The sequence below is a fragment of the Opitutaceae bacterium TAV5 genome (assembly GCA_000242935.3).
Lineage (GTDB): Bacteria > Verrucomicrobiota > Verrucomicrobiia > Opitutales > Opitutaceae > Geminisphaera.
Map to the genome: position 1 here is coordinate 7,142,134 of CP007053.1, position 25,648 is coordinate 7,167,781.

Annotated in this window: 23 protein-coding genes and 1 tRNA gene; 18 read left to right on the forward strand and 6 right to left on the reverse strand. The window is 63.9% G+C overall.

All coding sequences use genetic code 11. The features are described 5' to 3' along the window. Nucleotides 1–17: 17 nt before the first annotated feature. The 5 genes from OPIT5_30160 to OPIT5_30180 all read right to left on the reverse strand — a co-directional run bounded on the left by OPIT5_30160 (nt 18) and on the right by OPIT5_30180 (nt 8,932). Nucleotides 18–3,503, reverse strand: a complete 3,486-nt coding sequence (locus OPIT5_30160; protein ID AHF93796.1) for a hypothetical protein — start codon at nt 3,501–3,503, stop codon at nt 18–20. 28 nt (nt 3,504–3,531) lie between these two features. Next, nucleotides 3,532–4,656, reverse strand: coding sequence for a hypothetical protein (locus OPIT5_30165; protein AHF93797.1), 1,125 nt, complete (start codon nt 4,654–4,656; stop codon nt 3,532–3,534). A gap of 41 nt (nt 4,657–4,697) precedes the next feature. Beyond that, nucleotides 4,698–7,322: a hypothetical protein gene (locus OPIT5_30170; protein ID AHF93798.1), complete on the reverse strand. Its 2,625-nt coding sequence runs from the start codon at nt 7,320–7,322 to the stop codon at nt 4,698–4,700. 77 nt (nt 7,323–7,399) lie between these two features. Continuing rightward, the gene (locus OPIT5_30175; protein ID AHF94937.1) at nt 7,400–8,053 is read right to left on the reverse strand and encodes a hypothetical protein; all 654 of its coding nucleotides are present in this window, start codon (nt 8,051–8,053) and stop codon (nt 7,400–7,402) included. A gap of 24 nt (nt 8,054–8,077) precedes the next feature. After that, a complete protein-coding gene (locus tag OPIT5_30180) occupies nt 8,078–8,932 on the reverse strand; it encodes a hypothetical protein (protein ID AHF94938.1) in 855 nt (284 codons plus the stop codon). Nucleotides 8,933–9,060: 128 nt separating this feature from the next. Between OPIT5_30180 and OPIT5_30185 the strand changes: the two genes are divergently transcribed. The 4 genes from OPIT5_30185 to OPIT5_30200 all read left to right on the forward strand — a co-directional run bounded on the left by OPIT5_30185 (nt 9,061) and on the right by OPIT5_30200 (nt 13,552). Then, on the forward strand, nt 9,061–10,137 hold the full coding sequence (locus tag OPIT5_30185) for a LacI family transcriptional regulator (protein AHF93799.1): 1,077 nt from the start codon (nt 9,061–9,063) through the stop codon (nt 10,135–10,137). Between the two features lie 161 nt (nt 10,138–10,298). Continuing rightward, nucleotides 10,299–10,874 (forward strand): methyltransferase, encoded by a 576-nt coding sequence (locus tag OPIT5_30190; protein ID AHF93800.1) that lies wholly within the window; start codon nt 10,299–10,301, stop codon nt 10,872–10,874. Nucleotides 10,875–10,979: 105 nt separating this feature from the next. Then, entirely contained in the window at nt 10,980–11,564 is a 585-nt protein-coding gene (locus tag OPIT5_30195; GenBank protein AHF93801.1) for a hypothetical protein, read from the forward strand. Nucleotides 11,565–11,767: 203 nt separating this feature from the next. Then, nucleotides 11,768–13,552, forward strand: coding sequence for a cation transporter (locus OPIT5_30200; GenBank protein ID AHF93802.1), 1,785 nt, complete (start codon nt 11,768–11,770; stop codon nt 13,550–13,552). Nucleotides 13,553–13,602: 50 nt separating this feature from the next. Here the strand turns inward: OPIT5_30200 and OPIT5_30205 are convergent. Beyond that, nucleotides 13,603–13,678 (reverse strand) — tRNA-Glu (locus tag OPIT5_30205). 167 nt (nt 13,679–13,845) lie between these two features. Between OPIT5_30205 and OPIT5_30210 the strand changes: the two genes are divergently transcribed. The 14 genes from OPIT5_30210 to OPIT5_30275 all read left to right on the forward strand — a co-directional run bounded on the left by OPIT5_30210 (nt 13,846) and on the right by OPIT5_30275 (nt 25,584). Continuing rightward, nucleotides 13,846–14,502 carry a flagellar motor protein MotA gene (locus OPIT5_30210; GenBank protein AHF93803.1) on the forward strand — a complete coding sequence of 219 codons (657 nt, stop codon included), beginning with the start codon at nt 13,846–13,848 and terminating at the stop codon, nt 14,500–14,502. A gap of 69 nt (nt 14,503–14,571) precedes the next feature. Beyond that, nucleotides 14,572–15,015, forward strand: a complete 444-nt coding sequence (locus OPIT5_30215) for a biopolymer transportern ExbD (protein AHF93804.1) — start codon at nt 14,572–14,574, stop codon at nt 15,013–15,015. Between the two features lie 43 nt (nt 15,016–15,058). Further along, on the forward strand, nt 15,059–15,502 hold the full coding sequence (locus OPIT5_30220) for a biopolymer transportern ExbD (protein ID AHF93805.1): 444 nt from the start codon (nt 15,059–15,061) through the stop codon (nt 15,500–15,502). An 89-nt stretch (nt 15,503–15,591) separates the two neighbouring features. Then, the gene (locus OPIT5_30225) at nt 15,592–16,275 is read left to right on the forward strand and encodes a biopolymer transporter TonB (GenBank protein ID AHF93806.1); all 684 of its coding nucleotides are present in this window, start codon (nt 15,592–15,594) and stop codon (nt 16,273–16,275) included. Further along, entirely contained in the window at nt 16,272–17,675 is a 1,404-nt protein-coding gene (locus tag OPIT5_30230; GenBank protein AHF93807.1) for a hypothetical protein, read from the forward strand. Before OPIT5_30225 ends, OPIT5_30230 begins: the two co-directional genes overlap by 4 nt. Nucleotides 17,676–17,700: 25 nt before the next feature. Continuing rightward, a complete protein-coding gene (locus OPIT5_30235) occupies nt 17,701–18,243 on the forward strand; it encodes a hypothetical protein (GenBank protein ID AHF93808.1) in 543 nt (180 codons plus the stop codon). Between the two features lie 32 nt (nt 18,244–18,275). Further along, the gene (locus OPIT5_30240; protein ID AHF93809.1) at nt 18,276–18,782 is read left to right on the forward strand and encodes a hypothetical protein; all 507 of its coding nucleotides are present in this window, start codon (nt 18,276–18,278) and stop codon (nt 18,780–18,782) included. Between the two features lie 45 nt (nt 18,783–18,827). Continuing rightward, nucleotides 18,828–19,724: a hemin ABC transporter substrate-binding protein gene (locus tag OPIT5_30245; protein ID AHF93810.1), complete on the forward strand. Its 897-nt coding sequence runs from the start codon at nt 18,828–18,830 to the stop codon at nt 19,722–19,724. A gap of 465 nt (nt 19,725–20,189) precedes the next feature. Continuing rightward, a complete protein-coding gene (locus tag OPIT5_30250) occupies nt 20,190–20,957 on the forward strand; it encodes a hypothetical protein (protein ID AHF94939.1) in 768 nt (255 codons plus the stop codon). Between the two features lie 183 nt (nt 20,958–21,140). After that, on the forward strand, nt 21,141–23,270 hold the full coding sequence (locus OPIT5_30255; GenBank protein AHF93811.1) for a TonB-denpendent receptor: 2,130 nt from the start codon (nt 21,141–21,143) through the stop codon (nt 23,268–23,270). A 100-nt stretch (nt 23,271–23,370) separates the two neighbouring features. Then, on the forward strand, nt 23,371–24,039 hold the full coding sequence (locus tag OPIT5_30260) for a hypothetical protein (GenBank protein ID AHF94940.1): 669 nt from the start codon (nt 23,371–23,373) through the stop codon (nt 24,037–24,039). After that, nucleotides 24,036–24,230, forward strand: a complete 195-nt coding sequence (locus OPIT5_30265) for a hypothetical protein (protein ID AHF94941.1) — start codon at nt 24,036–24,038, stop codon at nt 24,228–24,230. Before OPIT5_30260 ends, OPIT5_30265 begins: the two co-directional genes overlap by 4 nt. A gap of 62 nt (nt 24,231–24,292) precedes the next feature. Next, nucleotides 24,293–24,727 (forward strand): DoxX family protein, encoded by a 435-nt coding sequence (locus OPIT5_30270; protein ID AHF93812.1) that lies wholly within the window; start codon nt 24,293–24,295, stop codon nt 24,725–24,727. After that, nucleotides 24,724–25,584: a hypothetical protein gene (locus OPIT5_30275; protein ID AHF94942.1), complete on the forward strand. Its 861-nt coding sequence runs from the start codon at nt 24,724–24,726 to the stop codon at nt 25,582–25,584. Before OPIT5_30270 ends, OPIT5_30275 begins: the two co-directional genes overlap by 4 nt. The last annotated feature ends 64 nt before the right edge of the window (nt 25,585–25,648 follow it).

Sequence of the window (25,648 nt, forward strand, 5' to 3'; positions counted from 1 at the left end):
AGGCTGGACTCGTGTTTCTAGAATCGTGTGAGCCGTTCATATTCGGCGCGGGCAAGGATGTAAACGGGACTGTCATCAATAGTGACGTTCGCGATCGCGCCGGCGCCGTCCCTGGCGGGAGTGATGTCATTGGCAGCCAAAGCGCGCGCGCGGCCAATCACGTCAACAATCACGTGCGGCATGATGGCGAGGGCGTTTGCGCTTGCACCGGATTTTGCCAACGGAAGCGAGACCTTGCGCGGACGGTTGTCGGTTGTCCAGGCCATGACGGTGGGTCCGAAACGGGCGGCCTGCACAACCGGTGCGTCGCCCGGAAAACCGCGCAGCCGCTCGTAATCACACTTCAGCCAGCCCGGTTTTTGCCACGCGGCCTTGCCGTCGCTGTCCGCCTGACCTCCGCCGGTTGCCGAGGGAACCCGAAGGGAAGGAAATCCGTCAATGAGAGCGCTGGCAGTATAGAAGGCGGCATCGGCGGGCATATGCGCATAACCCATGTCGCCTATTATATAGCCGTGCATTCTCGTTCCCGGTCCTTCGCGCGGATAATCCCACGGGACGAGAAAACTGACGATCTGGAAGTCATCGCGGCTGAGCGAGCAGGCGACCATTTTGGCAAGCATCCCTGCCTGCCAGCGGCGGCCATCGTGGCCATGACTCGCTCGCGCTCCTGTTTCCCCTATCCACCAGGGCTTCGTGTTTTTCATGCCCAATTTTTTATAGGCACGCAGCACACCAAACTCCGTCTCCAGGTCATTGTTTGACATGCTGCCGCCGAGCGCCGGCGGATCCTTCGGGTAAGTATGAACGTCCCAAACATCGTGATACTTGTCCAAACCGAGTTTCAGACATTCCTCAAACCACGAGTCAAAATGCGAACCGAAACTTGCGCCTGTCATTATCATATCGGGAGCCAGGCGCTTGACGATTTCATATTCGCGCTTTGCCTTGGCGACCCAGGCCTCGGGAGAACCACGCACCTTGTAGCGGATATTTATCTCGTTGGTCCCCTTGAAGCCGCTCACAAAGGGTTTTGTCCGCTGCACAAAGTCCTCGATGATCTTCGGATCGGTATGCAAATCCAGATCGGCCATGACGTCGATATTGCGGGCGGCGGCTTCCTTGAAGAAATCATCATGCGGGAAGATGCTTCCGCCAAGATTGCGAAAGACGCCAACCCGTTCCATATAGGGGAAATAAAGCGTCTTGTAGTGGCCGGTCTGCGCCATGTAATAATAATTCACCGACATTTTTTTGAACGGCTGGCGTTCGTGCTGCGCGATGGTGCCACCGACAACACTGAAACCGTCCGGAGCGCAGGCCCGGATAATATTTCCGCGGGCATCAAGCAGATTGAGTTGTAGTGCGTAATAACCACGCGGGAGGGAGGGGGGGGACGGCAGGTCAAACGAAAATACGCCGGGGAAGACAGCGGACCGTGTGCGGCGATAAATTTCAGCGCCGTCGTAATCGGTCATCCGCAGTTCAAGTTGCCCGCGCCAGGGGCGAAACGGCGCGACCGTTCCGGCGAGCAGGTCCTCGGATTGCAAATCCACCTCTATACTGAGTGCAGGCTGGTTTTGCGGGACAAGGTTGAGATTGTGAGCATCGGAAGTTTTTACGCGTGGTACAAAACGTCCCGCTGCCGCAAGAACATCCTCCGCTGCCGCCGGATTCCGGCAGGAAACACGCAATCCGGCCATCGTCCGCGCAACCTCGGCGGCGGAGGCGGACGCGGAGGAGCGGGCCGGGACAAAGCGCGACGAAAAAGCAAGTGTCTCGTCCTTGGCCTGACTGCTGAATATTTTGACAAGCACCCGGTTCCAGCCCCGTTCAAGTTCGAGCGGCGTTTCCCATGCGCTGCCGGCGGACGTTTTTTTCACCGTGACGCTGCCACCCTGGTCGCTCGTGGCCGCCACATTGCCAGTGGTTGAGGCATCGGAGGAAAGGGTTTTTATGGCGTTCGCGGCGGCGGGCGAACTGTCGGCCTTCCACGCAAGGGTCTTGCCATTGAGCCAGCCTGCCGTCCCGTCCCCCGTGTGCGCCAGGCAAAGCGCGACGCGGCGCGCATCTGGCGACCATATATAAAGATGCGCATACGCGGCGCCACCTGCCCAAGGGAGGTAGGGCGGGGCAATTTTTTCGACAATCACGCGCCCGCCTTTGCTCGCGTCCGCCTTGTGAACTGCCCAGCGCTTCCGTCTGAAAGGATCGAACCAGGTGACAATCTCCGGGTCGCCGGGCGATGGTCGCGCAACCGGCTCGTAATCAAGCCCCCACATACCCAGCCCCGCGGGCCCGGCCCAGGTGCCAAGCACCAGCCATTGCTCCGGAACACCCGACTCGGGCATCCGCGCAGCATCGGCAATGGCCGGCGTCGCGCTTGTTCCTGCGGGCGCTGCCTCCGCCGCCGCCACCGGCGTCCCGTTCCCGAGCGCGGCGTGGATTTCCTCGCGCAGGACACGGGTATTTTCGGCGGTAAACGGCCCTTCCCATGTCTTTATTATCTGCTGCGCGGGCGTGGTGAGTACCACGGCAGGCAACACTTTTAGTGAGAGACGTTGCGCAAGGGCGGCGGCAGTTTCGTTTTCGCGCTGGTCCATGTCCCTGCGACCAATCTCGGTCCAGCGCCATTTCGCGGCGTCGGACAGCGTGTCGGCATCCGCAAACTCACCGGGAATGACGGAGACTGCGACTTGCTCGCGTAGAGCAGGTTGCGCATTGAGTGTGGCGTCAATCGCCGACAGCGCCGGGTCGGACATTGCGGCGGTTTTGCCTTCAATGACAACCAACCGCGCCGTCACTTTTTTTGCATCAGGCTGGATGGTCAATTTCTGGCGCAAGCGCCAGCCAGCGGAGGTGATTCCGGCAGGCCAGTCAGCGATTTTCAACAACCAGAAACCGGCAATATTTTTCTGGTGCGCGGCAAATCCGCTTGTCTCAATCTCTATAAATTTGTCTTCGTCCGTTATAAACAAAGTCTTTTCCGCCTTGCTCCATTGCAATTCCCAATTGGGAACATTGTGGACGGATTTCAGGCGTTCCTCGCCCGCTTTATTGTCCTGCCCGCCAACGTATATGCTTACGTTTTGCGACGCTTGGCCGCTTTGTGCATAGCGCGCCCACACTTCATAACGTCCTGCGGGCAAAACAGGCGCTCCGGCGGCAACAGGCAGCTCCCAGCGAAATTTTGCCTTTGTATTATGCCATCCTTTTTTGAGAAAGGAGCGCACACGGACGCCATCCTGCCATGCGACAGGAGTTGTGTCGGCATCGTGCGTCACAAGTTCGCCGGAAAGCACCGGTGTCTTCCCGCCGTCGGGCGCATTTTTCGGATCTCCGGAGGCGTCAAGAAATACCGAGACGTCTCCAGCCTCGGTTGCTACAGGGAAAACCGGCTTCGTCACCGCCGGTTCCGCGACACCGACGCCGCAATATAATACAAATAACACTACGTTCAGAAGCAGGGATGTTTTTGTCATGAGATAAACCTTGAAAATATACATATGGGGTGGTGGCGGGGGGGGACTGGCGTCAGTTTTCGATTTTGTCGACGATGTGTTTCAGGAAGCTGCCGGAGTCGCCGGGTTTGCCTGCCGCGATTTCGGCCTCGGTGATGCTTGCCAGCAGAATTTCGCGGGCCTTGAAACGCTCGCGGTCGTAGATGACATGGATGCGTCCGTCCGGCGTGATGCCGGCATCGGGATAGGAAACCTCGGCGCGTTCGTCCAGGAGCAGGCGGCCATGCCAGGTCCGCCCGTCGTCATCGGAGAGCGACGCCGTGAGGTGCGACCTCCCCGTGAAATTGTAGTGGTGAAGCAACAACAACCTGCCACTGGCAAGGCGGCGGATGTGGAAACGCGTGCAAGGGCTGGCGATATCGGTTGGCCAGCCCGGGCGCCACGTCGCGCCGCCATCAACGGATACGCTCTGGCCTATGCCGTAAAGCGTCCGCACCAGCATCCAGAGCGAGCCGTCGCGCCGCTCCACCAGCATGTGTTCGTCGATACAGCGACAGGGGACATCCGCCCCGCCGCGCAGGGAAAACGTTTCGCCGCCATCGGTGGAAACGGTGATGTTGGGATAACGTTCGTGCGCCAGTTCCGGAAGGAGCGGCCCGTGTTCGGTCCAGATAGAGGTGGGCAAAAGCCACTCCCCGTTGGAGCGCACAGTGGGTTTGTTCATCATGACGCCGTTGGCAATGCGCCGCGGAGAGGTCCATGCGGGTTGCCCGGCGTCCGGCGTGTCCGTCCGGATGAACCATACTCCGGAGCGTCCGTTATGAACGACGCCCCCGTGCGGCGCTCCCTCACCGACGCGGACAAAGGTCTGCGCCCAGAAAATCCACAACCTTCCGGACGGGTCCAGCCAGAGCACGGGGTCGAAGGCCCTGACGTATCTGGCAGGCGGGTCAATCACCAGATACGGTTCGGACCACGTCCTGCCGCCATCCCGGCTGCGGACAACGACCACATGGTTCGCCTCACATTCCGTGTGCCCGCCCGTATACCATGCGGCATACAGGACGCCGGTTGCGGTCGCCTCGATACCCGGAATGCCCTGCCACTTGCGCGTGGCCGTGGCATACGCCGCGCCCGGATTCACAAGAATCGGCACGGGGCGCAGGGAGTCTTCATGGAGGTTGGCGTCGTGTTTCATGGGTTGAAAAAATCAATGGTGCGCATTGGGGGGGGAGGGATTCAGGGGACGGAGGCGGTCAACCGGTCATAATCCGCCCTGGAGAGCACATAGACCGGGCTGTCGCCGACCGGGATGCGCACGGAGCCGTCAGGGCCCGGAGAGGCCAGCGTTTGCACGCGCCCGACGACATCGACTCGCACGAAAGGCGGCGGCGTCTCCGGTCGCAACGTGACCTCGCGGGAAGCTCCGTCGCTCGTCCACGCCAGGATCGTCGGCCCGAACCGCGCGGCCTGCACATTTGGGCCGAAGTCGAGTTGTTTGTAAGCGGCGTCGCCGAAGCCGTCGATCAACGCGCTGGCCGTGTAATACGCCGCCTCGGCGGGCATGTGGCCGGCCTCGATGTCCATGATGTAGTAGCTGCTCTCCCCGCGACTGTAACGCCACGGCACGAGAAAACCGATCTTCTGAAAATCCGGGCGGCTGAGCGCGCAGGCGGCCATTTTGACGCTTGTGGCGGCCTGCCAGCGGCGACCGTCGTTGCCATGCCCGGAGCGGGCGGCGGTCTCGCCGATCCAGAAGGGTTTCGTGTTCTTCCAGCCGAGTTTTTCGTAAACCTTGAGCACGCCCAGTTCGGTTTCGTCGGGGCTGTTCGACATCGTGCCTCCCAGCAGCGGCGGGTTTTGCGGATAACAATGCACATCCCACACGTCGTGATAATTGGCGAGACCGAGCTTGAGGCATTCCTCGAACCACGGATCTGCCGCGGGACGCACGAGACTGGCGCCGAGCATGAGCGCGGCGGGGTTCGCTTTTTTGATAATTTCGTAGTCCTGCCTCGCCTTGGCGACCCACGAGGCGGGCGTGCCGCGCACGGCGGGTTGAATGTCCACCTCGTTGAACGCCTTGAACGTATTCGTCCACGCGGCGCTTTCCTCGACATAGGCGCGCACGTAGCCGGGGTCGCGGTGCGCGTAGGTATCAATGATCACACCCAGTCCGCGCTCATGGGCCTCGCGGTAAAAATCGGGAGCGCGCGTGTTGTGACCCCCGATATTTTGCAGGATGCCGATGCGCTCCATGTAGGGGAAATACAGGCTCCGCCAGGCGTCGCCGTTGCCCATGTAATAGTAATTGACCGCCATTTTCTTGACGGCCTTGCGTGAACGTTGCGCCGCCGTGCCCCCGATGACGCTGAATCCATCCGGCGGATACACGTGAACGAGGTTGCCGGCGCTGTCGAAGAGGCGCAGGTGCGTCGCGTAGTAACCGCGGGCCGGCGCGGGGCCGAGATCGAACGACGCGCGTCCGGGCAACACAAAGGGCAACGACCGGCGGAGAACCTCGCCGCCATCGTAATCGGTTACAGTGAGTTCAAGCCGTCCGGCCGGCTGGGGCAGAAACGGCGCGACCGTGCCGCCGAGAAGATCGGCGGCGCCGATGTCCACATCGAGCGCGAGCGGGCTTCCCGGATAAACGAGGTTGAAGGGTGCGTTCGTGAAAACACGCGGGATGAAACGGGCGGCCACCTGACGGGAAATGTCCGTCCGCGAGGGATCGGCCGTGCTGGTGCGGAGCCGGGTGAGCACGGCGGCATCCGCGGCGGAGAAGCGGGCGGTGAACGCAAACGTCTCCTCTTTGCGGTGGCGCATGACGAGTTTTACCAGGAGCCGGTTCCAGCCGGCGTCGAGCCGGAGGCGCGCGTCATGCGCCGAGCCTCCCTCGGTCCGGCGAATGGTCACGACGTTGCCTTGGTCGCTGACGCCGCGTTCCTCCACGGTGATTTCCCGGCGGGCCGGGTCGCGCCGCCAGTCGAGCGGCCGGCCATTGAGCCAGCCGTGCACTTCCGGGCCTGTTTGCGTGAAGTTCAGGGTGATCTCCGCCGGCGCGGGCGAGGCAATATACAGGTGCGCGTAGGCGCTTCCCTTGGGCCAGGTGAAATCGCGGGCGAGTTTTTCGATGACAATGCCCCCGTCGGCCGAGGCGGCGCGTTCCTCCCAGCGAGCGTGCCACGACGAATCCCAATAAGTGACGACTTGCGGCTCTCCGGGATGAGGGCGGACTTCGCGTTCGTAATCCACTCCCCAAAGGGAGAGGCCGGCGGGCGCGGCCCAGGTTCCCAGTGTCAGCCAGCGCGCCGGCGCATGGCGGGCGGAAAGCGCCTCTCCGGAAGACGGGGCGATGGCGCGTGCCGGAAGCGGCAGGGGCGGCGGGAAAACCCGCACGCCGTGCGGTGACGAGGATTTCATCGTGGCCAGGATTTGGCCGGAAACAGTGGCATCGAGCGGAGCGGTCCAGATGCCGCGCACTTCGCCTGCCGGTGTGGTCAAAATGGCGGCGGGGAGTTTGTCGGGCGACAATCCGAGATCACGGGCGACATCTGCCGCCGTCACCTCGACCGCCGGCGCGGGCGGGCGACGGAGAGTGCTGGCCAGACGCCGGTCGGTTGGAGAAATCGCGGAGACCGTGTGCGGGACGGTGTCCAGAGCGATGCGTTGCCCCGGCTCCGGATTGGAGGCGAGCAGCGCATGGAGTTTTTCGGTGTCCGATGGCGAGGCGCTTTCGAGGATGACAAGGCGGCCTTGAGGCGTCTCCGGACGCCAGGACGCCGTCGCCGTCGCCGTCGATGTTGCGACTGTTGCGGTCGTCGCGCCGGGCGCGGGGCTGGCCAGGGTTGCAAGGAACAATCCGGCGACAAACGGCAGAGACAGGGAGCGAATGCACCTCATGCGGGTGAGTGGACGGGGGTGGAGGGGGGATACGGCTACGGCATTGCGCGGTAAGCCACATGACCATCAAGGAACGCATACACGGTTTTGTCGCGCTCGTTGGTCAGTACGGGGCCTCCGGGATTAATATGGTTGCCGTAGTGATCGGACAGAAAGGGTTTTGTGGACCAGAAATCGGCCACCGTCAGCGACGACACCGGGCGATCTGACACGCCAGCGTGCTGGCCGGGATAATAGTAACGATAGGTCGTCCCGTGTTTGCCTATCTCATCGTTGGAAGCCATCAACGGACAATACCAGACGGTCGTCATGCGATCAGGAATCACTTGCCAGTTGTCCCACTTCGCCCGTCGCAGCCCATAGGGTTCGAGCAGAACGGTGAGATAGCCGGGATGGATATCCCACTCTTGCTGGCCGAACATCGTGCCGCACCTTCCGTTGTTCGGCTGGACGAAGGTCGTCGACGCTCCTTTTTGCAACCAGAGCATGTTTTTGTGATCGCCCAGATACAGTTGGTAAGCAGCGGCGACCTGGCGCTGGTTGGCGAGGCATTGCGAGAGCCGCGCCGATTGGCGGACCTTGCCGACCACAGGAATCAGGATGGCCGCCAGAATGCCGATGATGGCGATGACCGCAAGCAGTTCGACCAAGGTAAAGGCCCGCGAGGATTGCGTTTTGAAGAATGACATGGGGCGCGGCAGTTGATGGTTGCGTTAGCGAATTGTGGGCGCGGGGTGAAGGACGCGCCACCTGCGGCGAAGGGTCAGAATTGTCACCGCAGCGCCGGCGCCGGTCAGAATGATCCCCGCATGAGCCGGCTCGGGAACTGCGGCCACATTGGTCGTCACGCGGATGTTGTCGTAAAAGGACGTGGCACCCGTGCTGCTCGTGAACAGCTTTAACGTATCCACTGTCACACTACCGACCACGCTGGTCATGATGTGACTGTCCATCACAGTCCCGTCGAACACGGTCTGGAATTGCAGCCCTTCCGCCGTGCGAGTCAGCGTGAAAACAATGTTGTGATCAGCGCTGTCGGTGAACTTGGGAGCGGGAACGAGATCCCTGGTTGCCACCGTGGTGTCCAGCTGGGTGCCCGCGCCTCCCGTCACCTGCCTGTAGGAGCCCGATTCGCCATTCGGAAAGTTCTGCGAATAAGTGTAACCCGTCCTGCCCGCGAGCGGATTGCCCGCGGAAGCGCCAAAACCGTCGCTCTGAATGGGCTCCCCGCCCTTGTAATAAAAGCCCACGTTCATCGGGGCGACAGAGCCGGTGCCAACCCGGACATCGAGGGAAACTGAGATAAAATCATTCACTTTACCGAGTGTGACAGGAGAGAAAGATTTCAGGGCGAACGTGCTGATGCTGGGGCTAGCTTGTAAAGCGCCACCCTGGATCAGGGGCCAGGTGCGTCCGGACGCCATTAACCAGGCCGGGCCCGCCGAACCGACGTTGGAGAAATACCAGCCGTTGTCGTTGGCCGACCCGCTGTCGAACGTGTCATTGAACATATCGACAGCGACGACCCGCGGAATGGCGAAAACAAGGGCAAACGCTCCCGCAAGCAAGACGGAGGCGGCTGATACAAAAGATGACGATTTCGAGTTCATGGCAGGGTGCAGGCGTTGATTTGTTTATGGAGGAATGGGAACAGAGGTATCCTTACCGTTGACGATGCAGGGGCGGCAAACCAGGTGTGCTTGAACACGTTCAAGTAAACATGGCCACGCCCACTTACCGCCAGATTGCAAAACTCGCCAACGTCAGTCTCGCCGCCGTCAGCTACGCCTTGCGCAACCGTCCCGAAGCCTCCGCGGAAATGCGGGCGCGCGTCCAGGCGGCGGCCCGGAAAATCGGTTACAAACCCAACCCGATGGTGACGGCGCTGATGACCAACCAGCGCAAGGGCCACCTGCGACGGACGGCCCGGGCGATCATCGTCCAGCTCATGTCCGCGCAAGCCGAAAAACAGCTTTCCACCTATATTTCCCGGCACGCGCTCTCCGATGAAATCCGCGCCATATGCGAAGACGCAGGCTTTTTGTTCGAACGATTACGGTGGGACGACTTTGGAGAATCGCCTCGCAAGCTGTTTGCCGCCCTGCGCACACGCCGGACGGCGGGCGTGATTTTCTGTGAAACAATTCCTCAATGGGCCCTGGCGGCGGGATGGGACGATTATGCGCTCGTTTCACAAGGCTCCGCCCTGCCTGGAATGCCCTGTCACTATACCTGCATCGATCACCATCTGAACGTGCTATGCTGCATCGAACGATTGACCGGGCTCGGCTACCGCAAGATCGGCTTCGCCATGGCCAGAACGGGATGGATTGATCGTGACCGGTACCGCGCCTTGTCCGCCTACCTCGGCTGGATGACCCAGGCGGGAACAGGATCCCGTCTGGCATTCTGGAGCGAGCAATGGCAACGGGACATTTTTCTCGAATGGGTCCGCAAGCAGAAACCGGAGGTCATCATCGCGGTGCAACACGAGCCATTGGAGTATCTGCGTTCCGCCGGGTATCGGATTCCCGAAGACATCGGATTCGCCCATTTCGATCTTGACCCGGACTGGAGCGATCTGGCCGGCATTCGACAGAATTATTTTGAGAACTGGCAGGCCACGGCGCATCTGCTCATCGAGCAGATCAACCTCAACGCTCGAGGCATTCCCAAACACCAGCACTCAATTTCCATCACCAGCGACTGGGTCGATGGACCGTCAGTGCGGCGGATTACCCGCCCGCATCCCTCAGACAACGTCTTCCGGTAACATGCGATCCGCGGATAAAAACGCCGGAGGTTTTTACGATTTGCGGGGACACCCCGCGCGGTGAGGTGACGGCGCAGCGTCCGCGTTTAGTCTGGCGGCGGGCAGTCCTGCCGGAATTTTGCCTCGCGCATCCGCGCCTGCCGCCGCCACGCTGCCGGCCTATGCGAATCAGCGGCGGAGCCGCCCGCGGCATCACCTTGCAAACACCGAAAGGCGACACCACGCGCCCGGCCACCGACGGGATGCGGCAGGCCGTGTTCTCCAGCCTCGCCGCCCGCGTGCCCGGCGCGCGGTTCGTGGACCTGTTCGCCGGCAGCGGCGGCTACGGGCTCGAAGCCTTCAGCCGCGGCGCGGAGGCCGGCGTCTTTGTCGAAAAAAACAACCGCGCCGCCCGCTGCATCGCACAAAACATCGAAGCCGTCGCCCGCAGCGTCCGGCGCGAGCCCGCCGCGCTCCGGCTCGTGACCATGGACGCTCTCGCCTGGTCCCCGCAGCCCGGCGAAGCGCCCGACCTCGTGTTTGTCGATCCGCCTTACGGGATCATCCCGGAAACCGGCCCGCGTCTGTTTGCCCGCATGGAGGCCGACGCCTGGTTCGCGGCCGGGGCCGATCCGGTCGTGGTGTTCGAGATGCCGGGCGAACTCGAGTTGCAGCCCCCCGGCTGGACCTGCGTCAAACGCCTCGGCAAAGGCGCCCGCCAGCCCACCGTGTGCTTTTTCCGAAAAACCCGGCAGTAAGACCGGACCCCGCGATACGGCTCACTTTTTTCATATAGTCCCTTGCGGAATGGCGCATGCTGATTCCCGTGTGGCAATCTGCCACACCCGTACCGACTTCTGCCTATGATCTCCCGCCGTTTCCCGCTTGTCGCGCTTGCGACCTTTTTTGCCCTGTTGTGCTCCGGCGCCCGCGCCGAGACCTATACCATCGATACCGCGCACTCCTCCGTCGCGTTCTCGATCCGCCACTTCGTCAGCAAGGTGCCGGGCAAGTTCACGACTTTCTCCGGCACCGTCAGCTACGATCCCGCCAGCCCGGAGGCCAGTTCGGCGCAGGCGGTCATCGAGGTCGGCAGCGTCGACACCTCCAACGCCAAGCGCGACGACCACCTCAAGCGCGACGACTTTTTCGACGCCGCGAAATTCACCACCATCACGTTCCAGAGCAAATCCTGGAAAAAGACCGGCGAAAACACCTTCGATGTCACCGGTGACCTCACCATCAAGGACGTGACCAGGGAGGTGGTCCTCAAGACCACGCTCCTCGGCGTGGGCCCCGGCCCGGGCGGCGCGACGCTTTCCGGCTGGGAAGCCACCACCACGATCGACAAATCCGCCTTCGGCGTGAACGGCCCCTCCGGCCTCGGCGCGGCTCTCGGCGACGACGTCGCAGTGACGATCAATATCGAGGCCAAGGCCGCAAAGTAGTTCCCGGTTATGAACAGCCGCAACGAGGCGCGAACGATGCAAGGAAAAGGGATGTCCCCGCGATCTTCCTGTTGCGTCTTTTGCCTCTTCCCGCTGCCGTCTTCCCGTGCGGAAAACGGCAGCGCAGCGCCGGCAACCGGCCCGTAGCCGCGCCGGGTTTTACTGCCAATCCGCCGTCCGCCGCTCCACCCGACCCTCCGCCCATGCCACACGACGTCGCTCTCATCGCCACGCTTGCCATGGGATTCGTCCTGGCGTTCGTGTTCGGCTTCATCGCCAACAAGCTCTCACTGCCTCCGCTGGTCGGTTACCTGCTCGCCGGCGTGGCCGTCGGTCCGTTCACGCCGGGTTTTGTCGCCGACACGGCCCTGGCCGGACAACTGGCCGAAGTCGGCGTGATGTTGCTGATGTTTGGCGTCGGCCTCCATTTTTCGGCAGCCGACCTGATGGCGGTGCGCCGGATCGCGGTGCCGGGCGCCGTCGGCCAGATCGTGATCGCCACCGTCATCGGCGCCGGCATGGCGATGCTCTGGGGCTGGAGTTTCGGCGCCGGCCTCGTGCTCGGCCTCAGCCTCTCGGTGGCCAGCACCGTCGTGCTGCTCAAGGCGCTCGATGAACGCAACGCCGTCTCCACGCCCAACGGGCGCATCGCCGTCGGCTGGCTGATCGTCGAGGACCTCGCGATGGTGCTCGTGCTGGTGCTGTTGCCCGCGTTTGCCGGATTGCTCGGCGGGCAGGCGCCGGTCGATGGCCACGCCGCGCATGGAGCGGCCGGCGGCGATGGCGGCGGACCCGGCCTGCTGCTCACTCTCGTCATCACGCTGGCCAAGGTCGGGGCGTTCGTCGCCATCTCGATGATTTTCGGTCCGCGGGTGGTGCCGTGGATCCTGCGCCAGGTCGCGCGCACCGGTTCGCGGGAGCTTTTCACCCTGTCGGTGCTGGCGGTGGCGCTCGGCATCGCGTTCGGCTCGGCCAAGCTGTTCGGAGTGTCGTTCGCACTCGGCGCGTTTTTCGCCGGCGTGGTCCTGAGCGAATCCGACCTGAGCCACAAGGCGGCGGCCAACTCGCTGCCGTTGCAGGATGCGTTTGCGGTGCTGTTTTTCGTATCCGTCGGCATGCTGTTCGATCCGTCGATCATCGTGCGCGAGCCGCTCATGGTCATCGGCGTGCTGCTGGTGATTCTCGTCGGCAAGGCCATCGCGGCAGTCGGCATCGTGCTGGTGCTCGGTTATCCGCTGAACACGGCCCTCGTCGTATCCGCGTCGCTGGCCCAGATCGGCGAGTTTTCGTTCATCCTCGCCGGGCTCGGCATCAGCTACCATCTGCTGCCTCCGGAAGGCCTCAGCCTCATCCTCGCCGGCGCATTGCTGTCGATCACGGTCAGCCCGCTGGTGTTTGCCGGGGCCGACCGGCTGATCGCCCGGTTCCCGGCCATCCCGGCCTCCCGCGCCGCCCGCTTCGGCCGGTTGCAGGGAGAACTGGCGGCCGCCCGCGAACAGATGGAAAAACGGCTGGCCGCGCACAAGACTTTCACCCCCGAAGAACTGGCCGAGCGCTTTCCGCTCTTTTCCAGCCTCACGCCCGAACAGCGCGAGGTGCTGGTGCTCCACTTTCATCCTGCGATCGCCCAGCCCGGCCAGCGCCTCATCCGCGCCGGCGACGAGGCCGACGCCGCTTACTTTATCTCATCGGGCGAAGTCGAGGTCGCCACGCCGGGCCGCAAGATCAAGCTGCGCGCCGGCGATTTTTTTGGCGAGATGGCCCTGCTGAGCGGCGCCCGCCGCTCGGCCGACGTCACGGCGCTCGACTACAGCAAGTTTCTCATGCTCAGCCGGCGGGATTTCCGCCAGTTTCTGAAAAAATACCCCGCCATCCGCGACCAGATCACGGCTCTCGCCGCGCAACGCGGGGAAATGAATCGCAAGCAGCCGGAAACCGGCGACCCCGACGGCGGCGGCGACACTCCCGCGCCCGCTCCCGCCGCATGAACAAAAAGTCCCGGAAGCGGAAAGGCTTCCGGGACTTTTACTTTAAAACCTGGTACCCCCACGGGGACTCGAACCCCGGTCTGATCCGTGAGAGGGATCTGTCCTGAACCGCTAGACGATGAGGGCGTATAGTGGAGCGGAAGACAGTTCCGGTTTATCGCCGGTCGTCAAGCGATTGTTCGGCCCCGGTCCGGAACAAATTTGCCAGCGAATCCGCAAGCGGATGACAATCGTTCCGGTTTTGGAGTTTTTTATTGAAACTCCGTCTCAACTGATACCGTTTCGATACTCTTATGGCTACCACCTGCACTCTGGCATTTCTCATGGGCAAGTCCCCGATGGAGCTTTTCGCCCACGGCGGACCGATCATGTGGCCGATCCTGCTCGTCTCGTTCATCGCGGTAACGGCGGTCATCGAGCGCGCGATTTTCCTCATCCGCGAGAACGGCCGCCGCCAGCCCGAGGTGGTCGAGGCCATGCTGGAAAAAGTCGAGGCGCGCGATGCGGAGGGAGCCGTCGCCTTCGGCCGCCAGAGCCGCGACTACGTGGCCCGCATCCTCGTTTACGCGCTCACCCACCGCGAACACTCGCTCTCCAACGCCTTCACCCGCGCCGCCAACCAGGAGCTCACCCGTTACCAGCAGGGCATCGCCGTCCTCGATACCTGCATCACCATCGCGCCGCTGCTCGGCCTGCTCGGCACGGTCACCGGCATGATGAACACCTTCGGCGCGCTCGGCAGCGGCGACATCGCCGCCAACGCCGGCCAGATCACCGGCGGCGTCGGCGAAGCCCTCATCGCCACCGCCTGCGGCCTCGGCATCGCCATCATCGGCCTGCTGCCGTTCAACGTCCTCAACACCCGCATCGAGCAGGCCCGCCACGCCATCTCCGACGCCGCCAACGCCCTCGAACTCATCCTCAAGAAAAACGAGAGCGCCGACTGCTGACCCCCTCCCCCCCCGGTTTCACTCATTCCGTCCTCCGCCCTCCGCATTCCGAATTCCGCATTCCAGACGTTGTCCGCCATTTTCCAGTCCTCCGCCGCCGCGCCGGCGCCACGCAAGGCCCGTATCGAGATCATCCCGCTGATCGATGTGATCTTTTTCCTGCTGGCCACTTTCGTCCTCTTCACCCTCTCGCTCAACAAGTCGGGCGGTCTTCCGGTCACGCTTCCTGCCGCCGCCAGCGGCGAATCCCGCGACCCGTCGCATGCCGTCACGCTGACCATCCGCGACGACGGCTCGCTCGGCTGGGACAAACGTCCGCTGACCCTCGACCAGTTTCTCGCCGAGCTCCAGGCCCTGCGCCAGACCACGCCCGACGCCCGCATCCTCATCAACGGCGACGAAAACGCCCTCTGCAGCCAAGTCCGCTACGTCGTCGATGAAGCCCGCAAGGCCGGCTTCACCCGCGTCCATTTCGAAACCCGCATCCGTTCTGCAACCGAAGCCGCACCGTAATCCTCCGCTGTACGCGCCTCGCTCCCTGTCCGCCATCTCCGCCGTGTCCTCCCTTTTCCAGCAACCCGCCGCCACCGTTGCCGCTCCGGCCAAAAAGGCCCGCATCGAGATCATCCCGCTGATCGACGTGATCTTTTTCCTGCTGGCCACCTTCGTCCTCTTCACCCTCTCGCTCAACAAAATCCAGTCCCTCCCGGTCACGCTTCCGCAGGCGCAGACCGCGCCCACGCCTCCGGCCGACGACGAAGCGGTGATCCTGCAAGTTTCCGCCAACGACAGCGCGTACTGGAACCGCGAACTCATCCCGCTCGCCGAAGTCCGTCCGCGCCTCGAACACTACCGCGCCACCGCCGCGAGCCCGCGCGTCCTCGTGTCCAGCGACGACCTCGCCCGCTACGGCAACCTCATCCGCATTCTCGACGACGTCCGCCTCGCCGGCATCAGCCAGGTGTCCGTCGAAACCGCCTGGCGCGCCACCGGACGGTGAGGCGCGCAAAACCGCAACCGAATCCGACCCGCACGGCTCCTCCTCTTTCAGTCAATCCGCACTCCGCATTCCGAATTCCGCATTTCTCCGTGTCCCGCGACCTGCTCATCGCTCTCCTCGTCTCCGTGGCGCTCCACGCCGGCCTCGCCTTCAGCGGCCAGTGGCGCTCCACGCCGGCCGCGCCGCCGCCGGTCGAAGAAATCCCCACGCTCGAGGTCATGCTCCCGCCGCCCGAGGAGCCCGAGGAACCCGAAACCGTCGACTACACTGAAACCGAGGCCGGAGGCGGAGCGCCCGACGCCGTTGCGCCCCCTTCGCTGATCGACACTCCCAGCGTCGTCGTCGATCCCACCGCCTTCGTGCAAAACATCCAGCCGCCGCCCCCGCCCGGCCCGTCCGTCCCCACCGGCCTGATCGCGGTGCCCGCCGGACGCCCCGGCAGCGGCACCGCCGGGCCCGGCGGACTCGGCACGTTGTTCGACTTCGGCTCTCTCGACCAGAAGCCCGTGCCGATCATGCAAATCCGACCCGAGTACCCGTACCAGCTTCGCCGCGAAGGCGTTTCCGGTTCGGTGCTCGTGGCGTTTGTGGTCGATTCGCGCGGCGAGGTGCGGGCGCCCCGCGTCCTCCGCAGCAGTCATCCCGGATTCGAGCAACCCGTCCTCCAGGCGATCCAGCGCTGGAAATTCAAACCCGGCCGCAAGGGCGGCGCCGCGGTCAACACGTCCAACGTCCAGATCACCCTCACCTTCAACCTGGGAGACGCGCCATGACATCTTCCTCCCTTCCGACGCTCGTTCGCGTGGCCCTTCTCTTTTCGGTCTTCAGCCTTCAGCCCGGCCTTCCCTGCCGGGCCGACGCCCCGGCGCCGGAGGTCAGCTACGCGCTCTCCGAAAAACTCGGCCCTCTCCGCGAAGCCACCGAGGCCAAAAACTACCCCGCCGCGCTCGCGCTCATCGCCAGCCTCCTCCCGGATACCAAACCCGATACCTACGACCGCTTCGTCCTGCAACAACTCCAGGCGCAGATGCTCCTCTCGCAAAGCGCCTGGGCCGCCGCCATCCCGCCGCTCGAAAACATCCTCGCGCTCGACGCCACCCACACCGCCCGCGCCCCCCGCGAAGCCGCCTGGCTCACGCCCGCCACCCGCCTCGACGTTCTCCGCACCCTCGCACAGCTCCACTACACCCTCGCCTCCGGCCTGCCCGCCACCGCCACGCCCGCCGACCGTCGCGCCGGCTACCGGCGCGCCCTCGACTATCTCCGGCAAACCGCCCCCCCTCCCCCCACGCCGCCGACTCCGGAATACCAGTCCTTCCTCGCCTCGCTGCTCTACGCGCTCGCCACCGCCGATCCTGCCGCGCCCGACAAGGCCATCCTCAGCGAAACCCTCGCCGCCGCCGGGCGCGGCCTCGCCCTCACCGCGGTCCCCGGCGAACAATTTTTTGTCATCCTCCTCGCCGCCCACCAGCAACTCGGCCACCCCGCCGCAGTCGCCGAAACGCTCGAACGCCTCGTCGCCGTCGCCCCCGCCAACAAGGGCTACTGGAGCCAGCTCGCCGGCGCCTGGCTCAATGTCGCCGCCGTGGCCGCCGCCGGCGAACCCGACCGCCCCTCCGCCGCCCGCTCCGCCAGTTTCCGGGCCATCCATGCCATCGAACGCGCACAAAAACACGGCGCGCTCGACACCCCGAAAGACAACCAGAACCTCGTCGGCCTCTACCTCAACCTCGGCTCACCCGAACACGCCATCGCCCTCCTCGAAGCCGGCCTGCGCGACGGCCGCATCGAGGAAACCCGCCGCAACTACGAGCTTCTCGCCGCCGCCTGGCTCGGCATCGAGCGCCCCGACCGCGCCCTCGAAACCTACGCCGCCGCGACCGCCCGTTTCCCGAAAGAAGGCCAGCTCGACCTCCAGGCCAGCCAGCTTCTCTACAGCGCCGGCCATCCCGACCAGGCCCTCGCCACCGCCCGCGCCGGCCTCGCCAAAGGCTCTGTCGAAAAACCCGGCCTCGCCCACACCTGGGTTGCCTTCCTCGCCTGGGAACTCGCCCGCTACGACGAGGCCGCCAGGGCCGTCGATCTCGCCGCCACGTTTCCCGACTCCCGCCCCGAAGAACTCGCCCGCCTGAAAGCAGCCCTCACGGAAAAGACCGAAGGACTGAAAAACTGAAAGCTGAAAAAACACCCGATTACCAATGATCCGCCCGCCCGCCAAATCATCCGCCTTCAGCCTTCGACCCTCGGCACTCTACACTGTCGCGCCCCTGCTCGCTCTCGCCGTTTTTGCCGGCTTTTACTGGCGGCACGCCGCCACCTGGAAGGAACGCCAGCGCACCGAAGCCGCCGCGCGCATCGAGGAGCAGCGCCAGCGCATCGCCGCCGAGCAGGAGGCCCGCCGCATCGCGTATGCCGAAGCCATCGCCGCCCAGGAAAAACGGAAACGCGAGCGCGAGGAACGCGAAGCCCGCCGCCGCGAACGCGAGGCCGCCCGCGACGCCGCCCTCGCCCGCCGCGACCAGGCCGGCAGCCAGCGCGACCAGCTCGTCCGCACCCTCCAGCGCCTCGAGAAGGACATCCCGCCCGAGGCCGACGCCCTCGAAAAATACCAGCGCGAGCTCAAGGCGATCGCCGCCGAACAGGCCTTCCTCACCGGCTACCTCGCCGAGGCCCGGCAAGACCGGACCCGCCTCGCCGCCACCGCCACCCGCCTCACCGCGGCCGCGCCCGTCGCTCCATAATCCGCACTCCGCAATCCGCATTCCGCAATTCGATGAACCGCCTTTACATCATCGTTCCCGTCATCTTCCTCGCCATTTTCGGCGGGCTTTTCTGGCAGTACACCCAGGACGCCGCCGCCGCCGAGCTGGCCCGCCAGACGGAGCAGCAACGCATCGAAGCCGCCGCCGCCGCCGAGCGCGCCGTCGCGGAAAAAAAAGCCCGCGAGGACGCCGAACGTCGCGCCGCCGAACGCGCCGCCGGGGAAGCCCGTCGCGAAGCCGAACGCATCGCCAGATGGGAAGCCGACAGTCGCCGCATCGCCGAAGAGACGGCCGCCCTCGAAGCCGAAGTGGCGACCCTGAAGACCACCGTCGCCGAACGCGAACAACAGCTCGCCCGACTCAAAAAAGACCGCGAAGCCACCCGCATCGCCGTCTTCGAAGCCGCCCAAAAACTCGAGGAGGCGCAGGTCGCCCGTCGCACCCTCGATCTGGAAAACCAGCGCCTCGTCACCCTCATCGCCGACCGCACCGGCCAGCCGGGGCAATCCCGCCCATAACGCCCTTCTCCCCCTGTTCTTTTCCTCCCTCCCGTCACCAACATCATGCACCGCACCATACTAACCGCCCTCCTCCTTCCGGCGCTCAGCCTTCCCGTTTTCGGCCTTTCCCTGAAAAGCCACGACGACGTCACCGTCACCATCGACAATCCCCGTCGTATCGTGTCTCTCAATACATCCAACTATGAGATTCTCCAGGATCTCGGCGAAGCCTCCCGCATCGTCGGCACGGATGTCGCCACGCATGGCATCATTCCCGATGCGGCGGAAAAAGGGATCGCCAACTTCGGCCACCCCTACCGTCCCAACATCGAGGCCATCATCGCCGCCAAACCCGACCTCGTGCTCGGCACCGCCGACGTGCTGCTCGACCCCGCCCCCGCGCAGCTCCGTTCCGCGGGCCTTTCCGTGCTCGTCCTCGAACCTTCCGCGCAGGATGGCATCGAAGGACTGAAACGCCGCGTCGCCGTTGTCGCCTCCATTTTTGACAAACAGGCCGAGGGCCGGGCCATCGTCGAAAAAATCGACGCCCGGATGGCGGCCATCGAAGCCGCCAACGCCAAGGTTGCGAAAAAGAAAAACGTCTTCTTCCTCTACACACACGGCCCCGGCAAAGCCTTCATCTACGGCCGCAACACCGGCTCCCACTGGCTGATCGAGCTGGCCGGCGCGCGCAATGCCGCCGACTTCACCACCGGCACCAAACCCCTCACCGCCGAAGCCCTCGTGCAAGCCTCGCCCGACGCCCTCATCCTGCTCGAACGCGGCGTCGCCGCCATGGGCAACATGGATGCCGTGTTCGCCATCTCCGGTGTCAACCTCACCCCGGCCGGCAAAAACCGCGCCGCCTTCACCGTGGACAACAACATCCGCTGGATCGGCACCCGCTTCCCCGACCACATCGAAAAACTCCACCGCCAGCTCTACCCGGAGTCGAAGTAATCCCTCCACCGCCTCCCTTGCTCTCTCCACCTCCGCGCAGCCTCAACGCGCCATGCGGGCAGTGGAGAGAGTCCACTCCTCACGGACATAAAAACGAAACCTCGCGGATTCAATCCCTGCCGGTCCCGTTTTGCTCCCGCTTCCGGAAGCAGGGCGACCTGACCGGGAGTGACTCCGGAGACCGGGCTCTCCGGCCTCCCGGGTTTTCCTCTCTTTCTGCTGCACCGCGGGGAAGGCTCGCATGGTTTTTGCTTTTGGGTCCCGGGATTGGGTCCTGGTTCCGTTTCCTGTCATTTGGCTATCGTGCATGCTTCCCGTCCCGTTTTTGAATATTCCGCTCCGGTTCGTCGGCCACAGGCACGCCGTCCCCGGGTAGCCAGGCGGAACATTCCCCGCCTGCCGGGTTGCCTTGACGGCCTCTGCGCCATTCGTGCTTTCGCGGCGAAATACAGGAAACCCGTGTTCATGGATCACCATCGTCACGACTTCTTCGAGATTTTCTGGTTTACCGAAGGGCAGATCCGCCACCACAGCGATTTCGAAGTTTACGATGTGGAGCCTGGCACGCTCGTCTTTATCCCTGCCGGCCAAGTGCATACATGGGATTTTTCCGAGGATGTCCGCGGGTATATCATCGCCTTCGATACACGTCTTTTCGCCTCGCGCCCGGCTCTGGCTGGCGAACACGCCGGCCTCCCGTTTCTCGATCCCGCTACCTCCCGGCCGATCATCCCGGTGCCCCCGGAAGATCGGGAGGGCATCGACCAGGCCTGCCAAAGCATGCTGCGGGAATATACACGCCCGGGCCCTTACCGGGACCACGGCCTGAGAGCCCTGCTCGAGTTCATCCTCATCCAGTGCGCCCGCCATGCCGAAAACCGGACTTCCGGAGAAGAACCGGAGGCCGCCGCCAAGCACCTGTCCCGGGAATTCTCCCTGCTGGTCGAACACCATTTTTCCGAAAAGCACCGGGTGAAAGACTATGCCGCCCTGATGCAGGTCTCGGTTTCCACGCTTTCGCGCGCGGTGCGCCAGAGTACCGGACGCAGCCCCAACGACCTGATCTCCCATCGCCTCCTGCTCGAGGCCCGTCGCCTGCTTCACTACTCCACGCTGACCATCAGCGAAATCGCGTATCAACTCGGCTTCAACCCCCCCTCCAACTTCGGTCGCTTCTTCAAGAAACATACGAAGCACCCTCCCGGATATACGAGAGGCCGGCATCCCGCCTGATCCGTTTGGCCGGCGGCATGACACCGGCCAGATCACCGGCGAATTCCCCGACCGCATTTACCTGCTGCCAACATATGGCAATATAAAACGGCCTTGTGCTCCGGATTGAATGGATTTTGCCGCGAATGGACAGTCATCGGGCTGGTTCCTTGTCGAGACTGAGTCTTGTTTTCAGAGTTGATCATGGATAGCAATTACCAGCTCAACTCATATTCCCTCGCCCGAAAAGGGCTTCGTATCGGTATATTCCTCGGGTTCACCGGCCTTGTACTGGCAGCCGACTCTCCTTCGGCCTCCGGAATTGATACAACCCCGTCTGCGGCACCGCAGGTCGAGGTCATCGAAACTCCGCCAGCCGGCTCTCCGGCGGCGGAGTCCAATGAACCCGCGGTGACTCTCGACGGACTCGTCATCACCGCCGCCGGCCGTGAGCAGGAGGTCAAGTATGCCCCCGCCTCGATCAGCGTCGTCACCCACGAGCAGCTCGAAGCTCTGCCTTACCGCGAAGTGACCGACGCCTTGATGGAAATCCCCGGCGTCACCGTGGTTCCCGGCTCCGGCAATTCGAAGGACATCTCGATCCGCGGCATGGATGCGAAATACACCCTGATCCTGGTGGATGGCAAACGCCTCAGCTCGCGCGAAAGCCGCACCAGCCTTCCCCGGGGCAACGACAATGCCGGCTACGTCAGCGAAGGCAACCAACTCCCGCCTTTGGAAACCATCGAGCGCATCGAGGTCATCCGCGGCCCGATGTCCTCGCTCTACGGTTCCGATGCGATGGGCGGCGTGATCAATGTCATCACCAAGCGCGTCGCCGACCGCTGGGGCGGCAGCGTCCGCGCCAATGCCACGGTTCCGTTTTCCTCCGATGGCAGCACCATCCTGGATTCCAACTTCTACGTCTCCGGCCCCCTGATCGCCGGCAAGCTGGGCCTCCAGCTCTCCGGCTCCGTCGCCCGCACGGAGGAAAGCGACTACATCGGCGGCTCCCCCAAGCGTGAAGATGAAAGCCTGACCGCCAAGCTCTCCTGGAAGGTGTCGGACGACCATAGCCTGATCTTCGAGGTCAGCCACTACCAGCAGGAGACGATCTCCACCCCCGGCAAGTCCCTGGCCCTGAGCGACTCCCTGACGGAGCGCGAGCAGGAGCGCATGGTGTATGCGGTCAGCCACTCCGGCAACTGGGGCTGGGCCACCTCCGAAAGCTATGTCCAATACGAAGATGCCACGGCGAAGACGCCCAGCAATTCCGGGACCTTCGACAAGGAACTCGGCAACCTCACAGGGCAGACTTCGTTCATCATTCCTCTTCCCGGACGCAATACCGTCAACACCGGCCTCTTCTACCGCCTCCAGAAATTGACCGATGCGAACCAGAAGCTGAACAACACGGCCTCGGACAGCACCGACCACACCAATTGGGCTCTGTTTGCCGATGACGAGTGGCGGATCTTCGACAGCTTCGCCCTCACCGGCGGCTTGCGCATGGACGATGACGAATTCTATGGCGCCCACTGGACGCCGCGTGTTTATGGCGTCTATACGCCCACCTCCGCCCTCACCGTCAAGGCCGGCGTGTCCTACGGCTTCCGCGCCCCCGACCTGCGCCAGACCATCGAGGACTGGGGATCGAGCAGCCGGGGAGGCAGCATTTACGGCAATTCCGACCTGGATGCGGAAACCTCCCGCACCTACGAACTGGGCTTCATCTACAAATTCCCGGTTGGCGTGGAACTGGGTGTGACGGCCTATCAGACCAACTTCAATGACAAGATCATGCGCGTCCCCTGCGTCGGCAGTGGAGCCTGGTGCGAAACCGGGGCTCCCGCCGGCAGCACCACTTACACCAATGTGGACGAAGCGGAAATCCGGGGATTGGAGGCAACGCTTGACGTGCCGTTGACCGAATCCCTCGCGCTGAAGTTCACGGGAACCCTGCTCGACTCCAAAATCGATGACACCCGGAATAACCGGCATGGTTCGCTGAACGACCTGCCCGAGAAACAAGCCAGCCTTTCGCTGAACTGGCGTCCCAGGACCAGGCCTTACACCGCTTACGTGCGGGTGATCTACCGGGGCAAGGAATCGGTGCCCGCTGGTGACATCGTCACGAACTCGGGCTCCGCCGCCGCGGCGAGTCCCGCGCCCGACTACGCCACCGTCGATATCGGCGGCTCCTGGAAGCTGAACAAGACCTTCACCCTCTACGGAGGCGTCATGAATCTCTTCGACAAGCAGATCAGCTACGAAGAATCCAGCTACACGATCGATGGCGCCCGTATCTGGGCCGGAGTGAAGGCCAGCTTCTGAGCCTTCCCTCCGCCGCGGTCCGCATTCCCCGGGTGCGGACTGCGTTTTTCCCTTCCTTGTATCCACCGCATCCTCCTTCCGCCATTCCTCCCGAAAAAGCATGATTGTTTCCCTTCGAAAACAAATCCTTCCCTTTCTCGCCGCTCTCCTGCTGGCCGGGAGCCATGCGCGGGCGGACAACGCCGCCGGCGCCCCCCCGGCGGCCATTGACCCGCAACTGGGTCCTCCTTTCCGCCCCGCCGAACGCCCGACGCTGGGTCCGGCCGACGCCCCGCTGGTAGTGATCGAGCTGACCAGCTTCCTCTGCTCGCACTGCCAGGCCTTTCACGAACGCGAGTTTCCCACGATCAGGAAACGCTTCATCGACACCGGCCTCGTCCGCTGGGTGGTTGTCAACGCCCCGAAAGCCGACGAGCAAAATGCGCCCGCCTTCGCCATTGCCCGCGGAGCCCTTCGCGCCGGCCTCTATTGGGAACTCGCGGACTCGCTCTTCCGCGAGGCCCACCGGCCCGCGTCCGGGCTGTTCGCCGCCCTCGCCCGCCCCGGCGGTCCCGATGCGGCCGAAATCGAACGCTGGGCCCGCGACGAAACCAACCAGCGGGAAGTCGCCGCCGACCACGCCGAATTCACCCACCTGAGTGTTGGCGCCACCCCCTACTTTCTCCTGCGCAAGCGCACCCCCGACGGGCGCTACGTTCAGGCAAGAATCAAAGGCTACGAATCCGCCGCTTATTTTGCCAACGCCATCGGGCAGATGCTGGAAAAATGACCGTTCCCGCCGCCTCCTCCGCCGCGCCGGGACGTGCGCCCGGTATCCGGTCCCGAATCGGCAGGCTTGGCCTCGTCCTGCTGCTGGCCATCGCCGCCGGCCTGCTGACCGACGCCCTGCGGGCCAGACGTGTTTTTTTCCCCGAGCGCGACACGCCTCCGCGCCTGGAAATCGTCCCGGTAGAACCATGAGCCGGTCCTCTCCGACAACTGAGCCACACCGACCGGCGGCCACAAACCTCCCCACGCCTCGCATGCGCCTCGGGGTGCTTTTCGCCCGGCTCGCGCTTGGCCTGCTCCTGCTCTGGGCCGGTCTGACCAAGTTGGCGGCCACCCGGGAGTTTTATCTCGACCTGCTCGCCTATCGCCTGCCCCTGCCCGATTCGCTGCTGCGCCTGACTGCCGCCGTCTTCCCCTGGCTCGAACTGCTCGTCGGCGCCGGGCTGCTCGCCAACCGGTGGCGAGAGGTTTTTCGCCCCCTGGCGGTGGCAATCACTGCCCTGTTTGTCCTCGCCCTCGGGCAGGCGCTCGTCCGCGGCCTCGACATTAGCTGCGGCTGCTTCGGCCGGCCTCTTTTCGCCTGGGCCGCCACTCCCGGCTTCGCCCTTGCACGCGCCCTCCTCCTGCTGTCCGCGGCCCTCTTCCTGCATTTTTCCACCACCGACAAAACAACCAAATCCTCATCATGAAAAAACGCATCCTCCTGCTGCTTCTTCTCTCCGGCCTGACCCTGCGCGCGGCTCCCGTCCAGGGCGCCGACGGCGTGGAAGTGACGGTTGACAGTCCCAGGCGCATCGTCGTCCTCAACCGCTCCTCCGCCGAGATTCTCCGCGACCTCGACGCCGCCGCTCTCGTCATCGGAGCCGACAGCTCCGCCGCCGAGTTCCTCGGTGGCGAGACCATCGCCAACCTCGGTCATCCCTACCGCCCCGACGTCGCGGCCATCACCCGGCTCAAGCCCGATCTCGTCCTCGCCACCGAGGACGCCCTGCGGGCGGAACCGGCAACGCAGCTGCGCGCCGCCGGCCTCGCCGTGCTCGTGCTCGAAAACTCCTCCAAGGACGGCATCGAGGGTCTCAAACGCCGCCTCGCCGCCATCGGCGCCCTGCTCGACAAGGAAGCCGCCGCCAGGGAATTGACCCAGGCGATCGACGCCCGCCTCGCCCGTCTCCAGGCCGCCAACGCCAGGATCACCCAAAAGAAAAACGTCCTCTTCATCTACCGGCGCGGCGCCACCAACAGCATCTTTTACGGAGCCGGCAGCGGTCCCGCCCGGCTGGTCGAGCTGGCCGGCGCGCGCTACGCCTCCACCGCCACCGAAAACACGCCCGTCTCACCCGAGACGCTCGCCCCCCTCGCCCCCGACGTCATCATCGTCCTGCAACGCGGCTTCACCATCGACAACATCCTCACCCTGCCCGGCGTGGCGGACACCCCGGCCGGCCGCGACAAAGCCATCTACCCGGTCGACAGCAGCATCCGCTGGATCGGCACCCGCTACCTCGACCACGTCGAAAAACTCCACCGCGATCTCTATCCGGAATAAAAATTTCCCTCTCCCGGGATCTGGCTTGTTGAGTGTTCGGCGTCGGGCCGTCAACGTGCTCCGT

Bases quoted from the DNA above. Each gene is read 5' to 3' on its own strand.
- OPIT5_30195 (AHF93801.1), top strand. From the start codon at position 10,980: ATGATCTCCCGCCGTTTCCCGCTTGTCGCGCTTGCGACCTTTTTTGCC.
- OPIT5_30200 (AHF93802.1), top strand. From the start codon at position 11,768: ATGCCACACGACGTCGCTCTCATCGCCACGCTTGCCATGGGATTCGTC.
- OPIT5_30190 (AHF93800.1), top strand. From the start codon at position 10,299: ATGCGAATCAGCGGCGGAGCCGCCCGCGGCATCACCTTGCAAACACCG.
- OPIT5_30260 (AHF94940.1), top strand. From the start codon at position 23,371: ATGATTGTTTCCCTTCGAAAACAAATCCTTCCCTTTCTCGCCGCTCTC.
- OPIT5_30245 (AHF93810.1), top strand. From the start codon at position 18,828: ATGCACCGCACCATACTAACCGCCCTCCTCCTTCCGGCGCTCAGCCTT.
- OPIT5_30175 (AHF94937.1), bottom strand. From the start codon at position 8,053: ATGTCATTCTTCAAAACGCAATCCTCGCGGGCCTTTACCTTGGTCGAA.
- OPIT5_30210 (AHF93803.1), top strand. From the start codon at position 13,846: ATGGCTACCACCTGCACTCTGGCATTTCTCATGGGCAAGTCCCCGATG.
- OPIT5_30235 (AHF93808.1), top strand. From the start codon at position 17,701: ATGATCCGCCCGCCCGCCAAATCATCCGCCTTCAGCCTTCGACCCTCG.
- OPIT5_30270 (AHF93812.1), top strand. From the start codon at position 24,293: ATGCGCCTCGGGGTGCTTTTCGCCCGGCTCGCGCTTGGCCTGCTCCTG.
- OPIT5_30255 (AHF93811.1), top strand. From the start codon at position 21,141: ATGGATAGCAATTACCAGCTCAACTCATATTCCCTCGCCCGAAAAGGG.
- OPIT5_30240 (AHF93809.1), top strand. From the start codon at position 18,276: ATGAACCGCCTTTACATCATCGTTCCCGTCATCTTCCTCGCCATTTTC.
- OPIT5_30250 (AHF94939.1), top strand. From the start codon at position 20,190: ATGGATCACCATCGTCACGACTTCTTCGAGATTTTCTGGTTTACCGAA.
- OPIT5_30230 (AHF93807.1), top strand. From the start codon at position 16,272: ATGACATCTTCCTCCCTTCCGACGCTCGTTCGCGTGGCCCTTCTCTTT.
- OPIT5_30165 (AHF93797.1), bottom strand. From the start codon at position 4,656: ATGAAACACGACGCCAACCTCCATGAAGACTCCCTGCGCCCCGTGCCG.
- OPIT5_30265 (AHF94941.1), top strand. From the start codon at position 24,036: ATGACCGTTCCCGCCGCCTCCTCCGCCGCGCCGGGACGTGCGCCCGGT.
- OPIT5_30275 (AHF94942.1), top strand. From the start codon at position 24,724: ATGAAAAAACGCATCCTCCTGCTGCTTCTTCTCTCCGGCCTGACCCTG.
- OPIT5_30160 (AHF93796.1), bottom strand. From the start codon at position 3,503: ATGTATATTTTCAAGGTTTATCTCATGACAAAAACATCCCTGCTTCTG.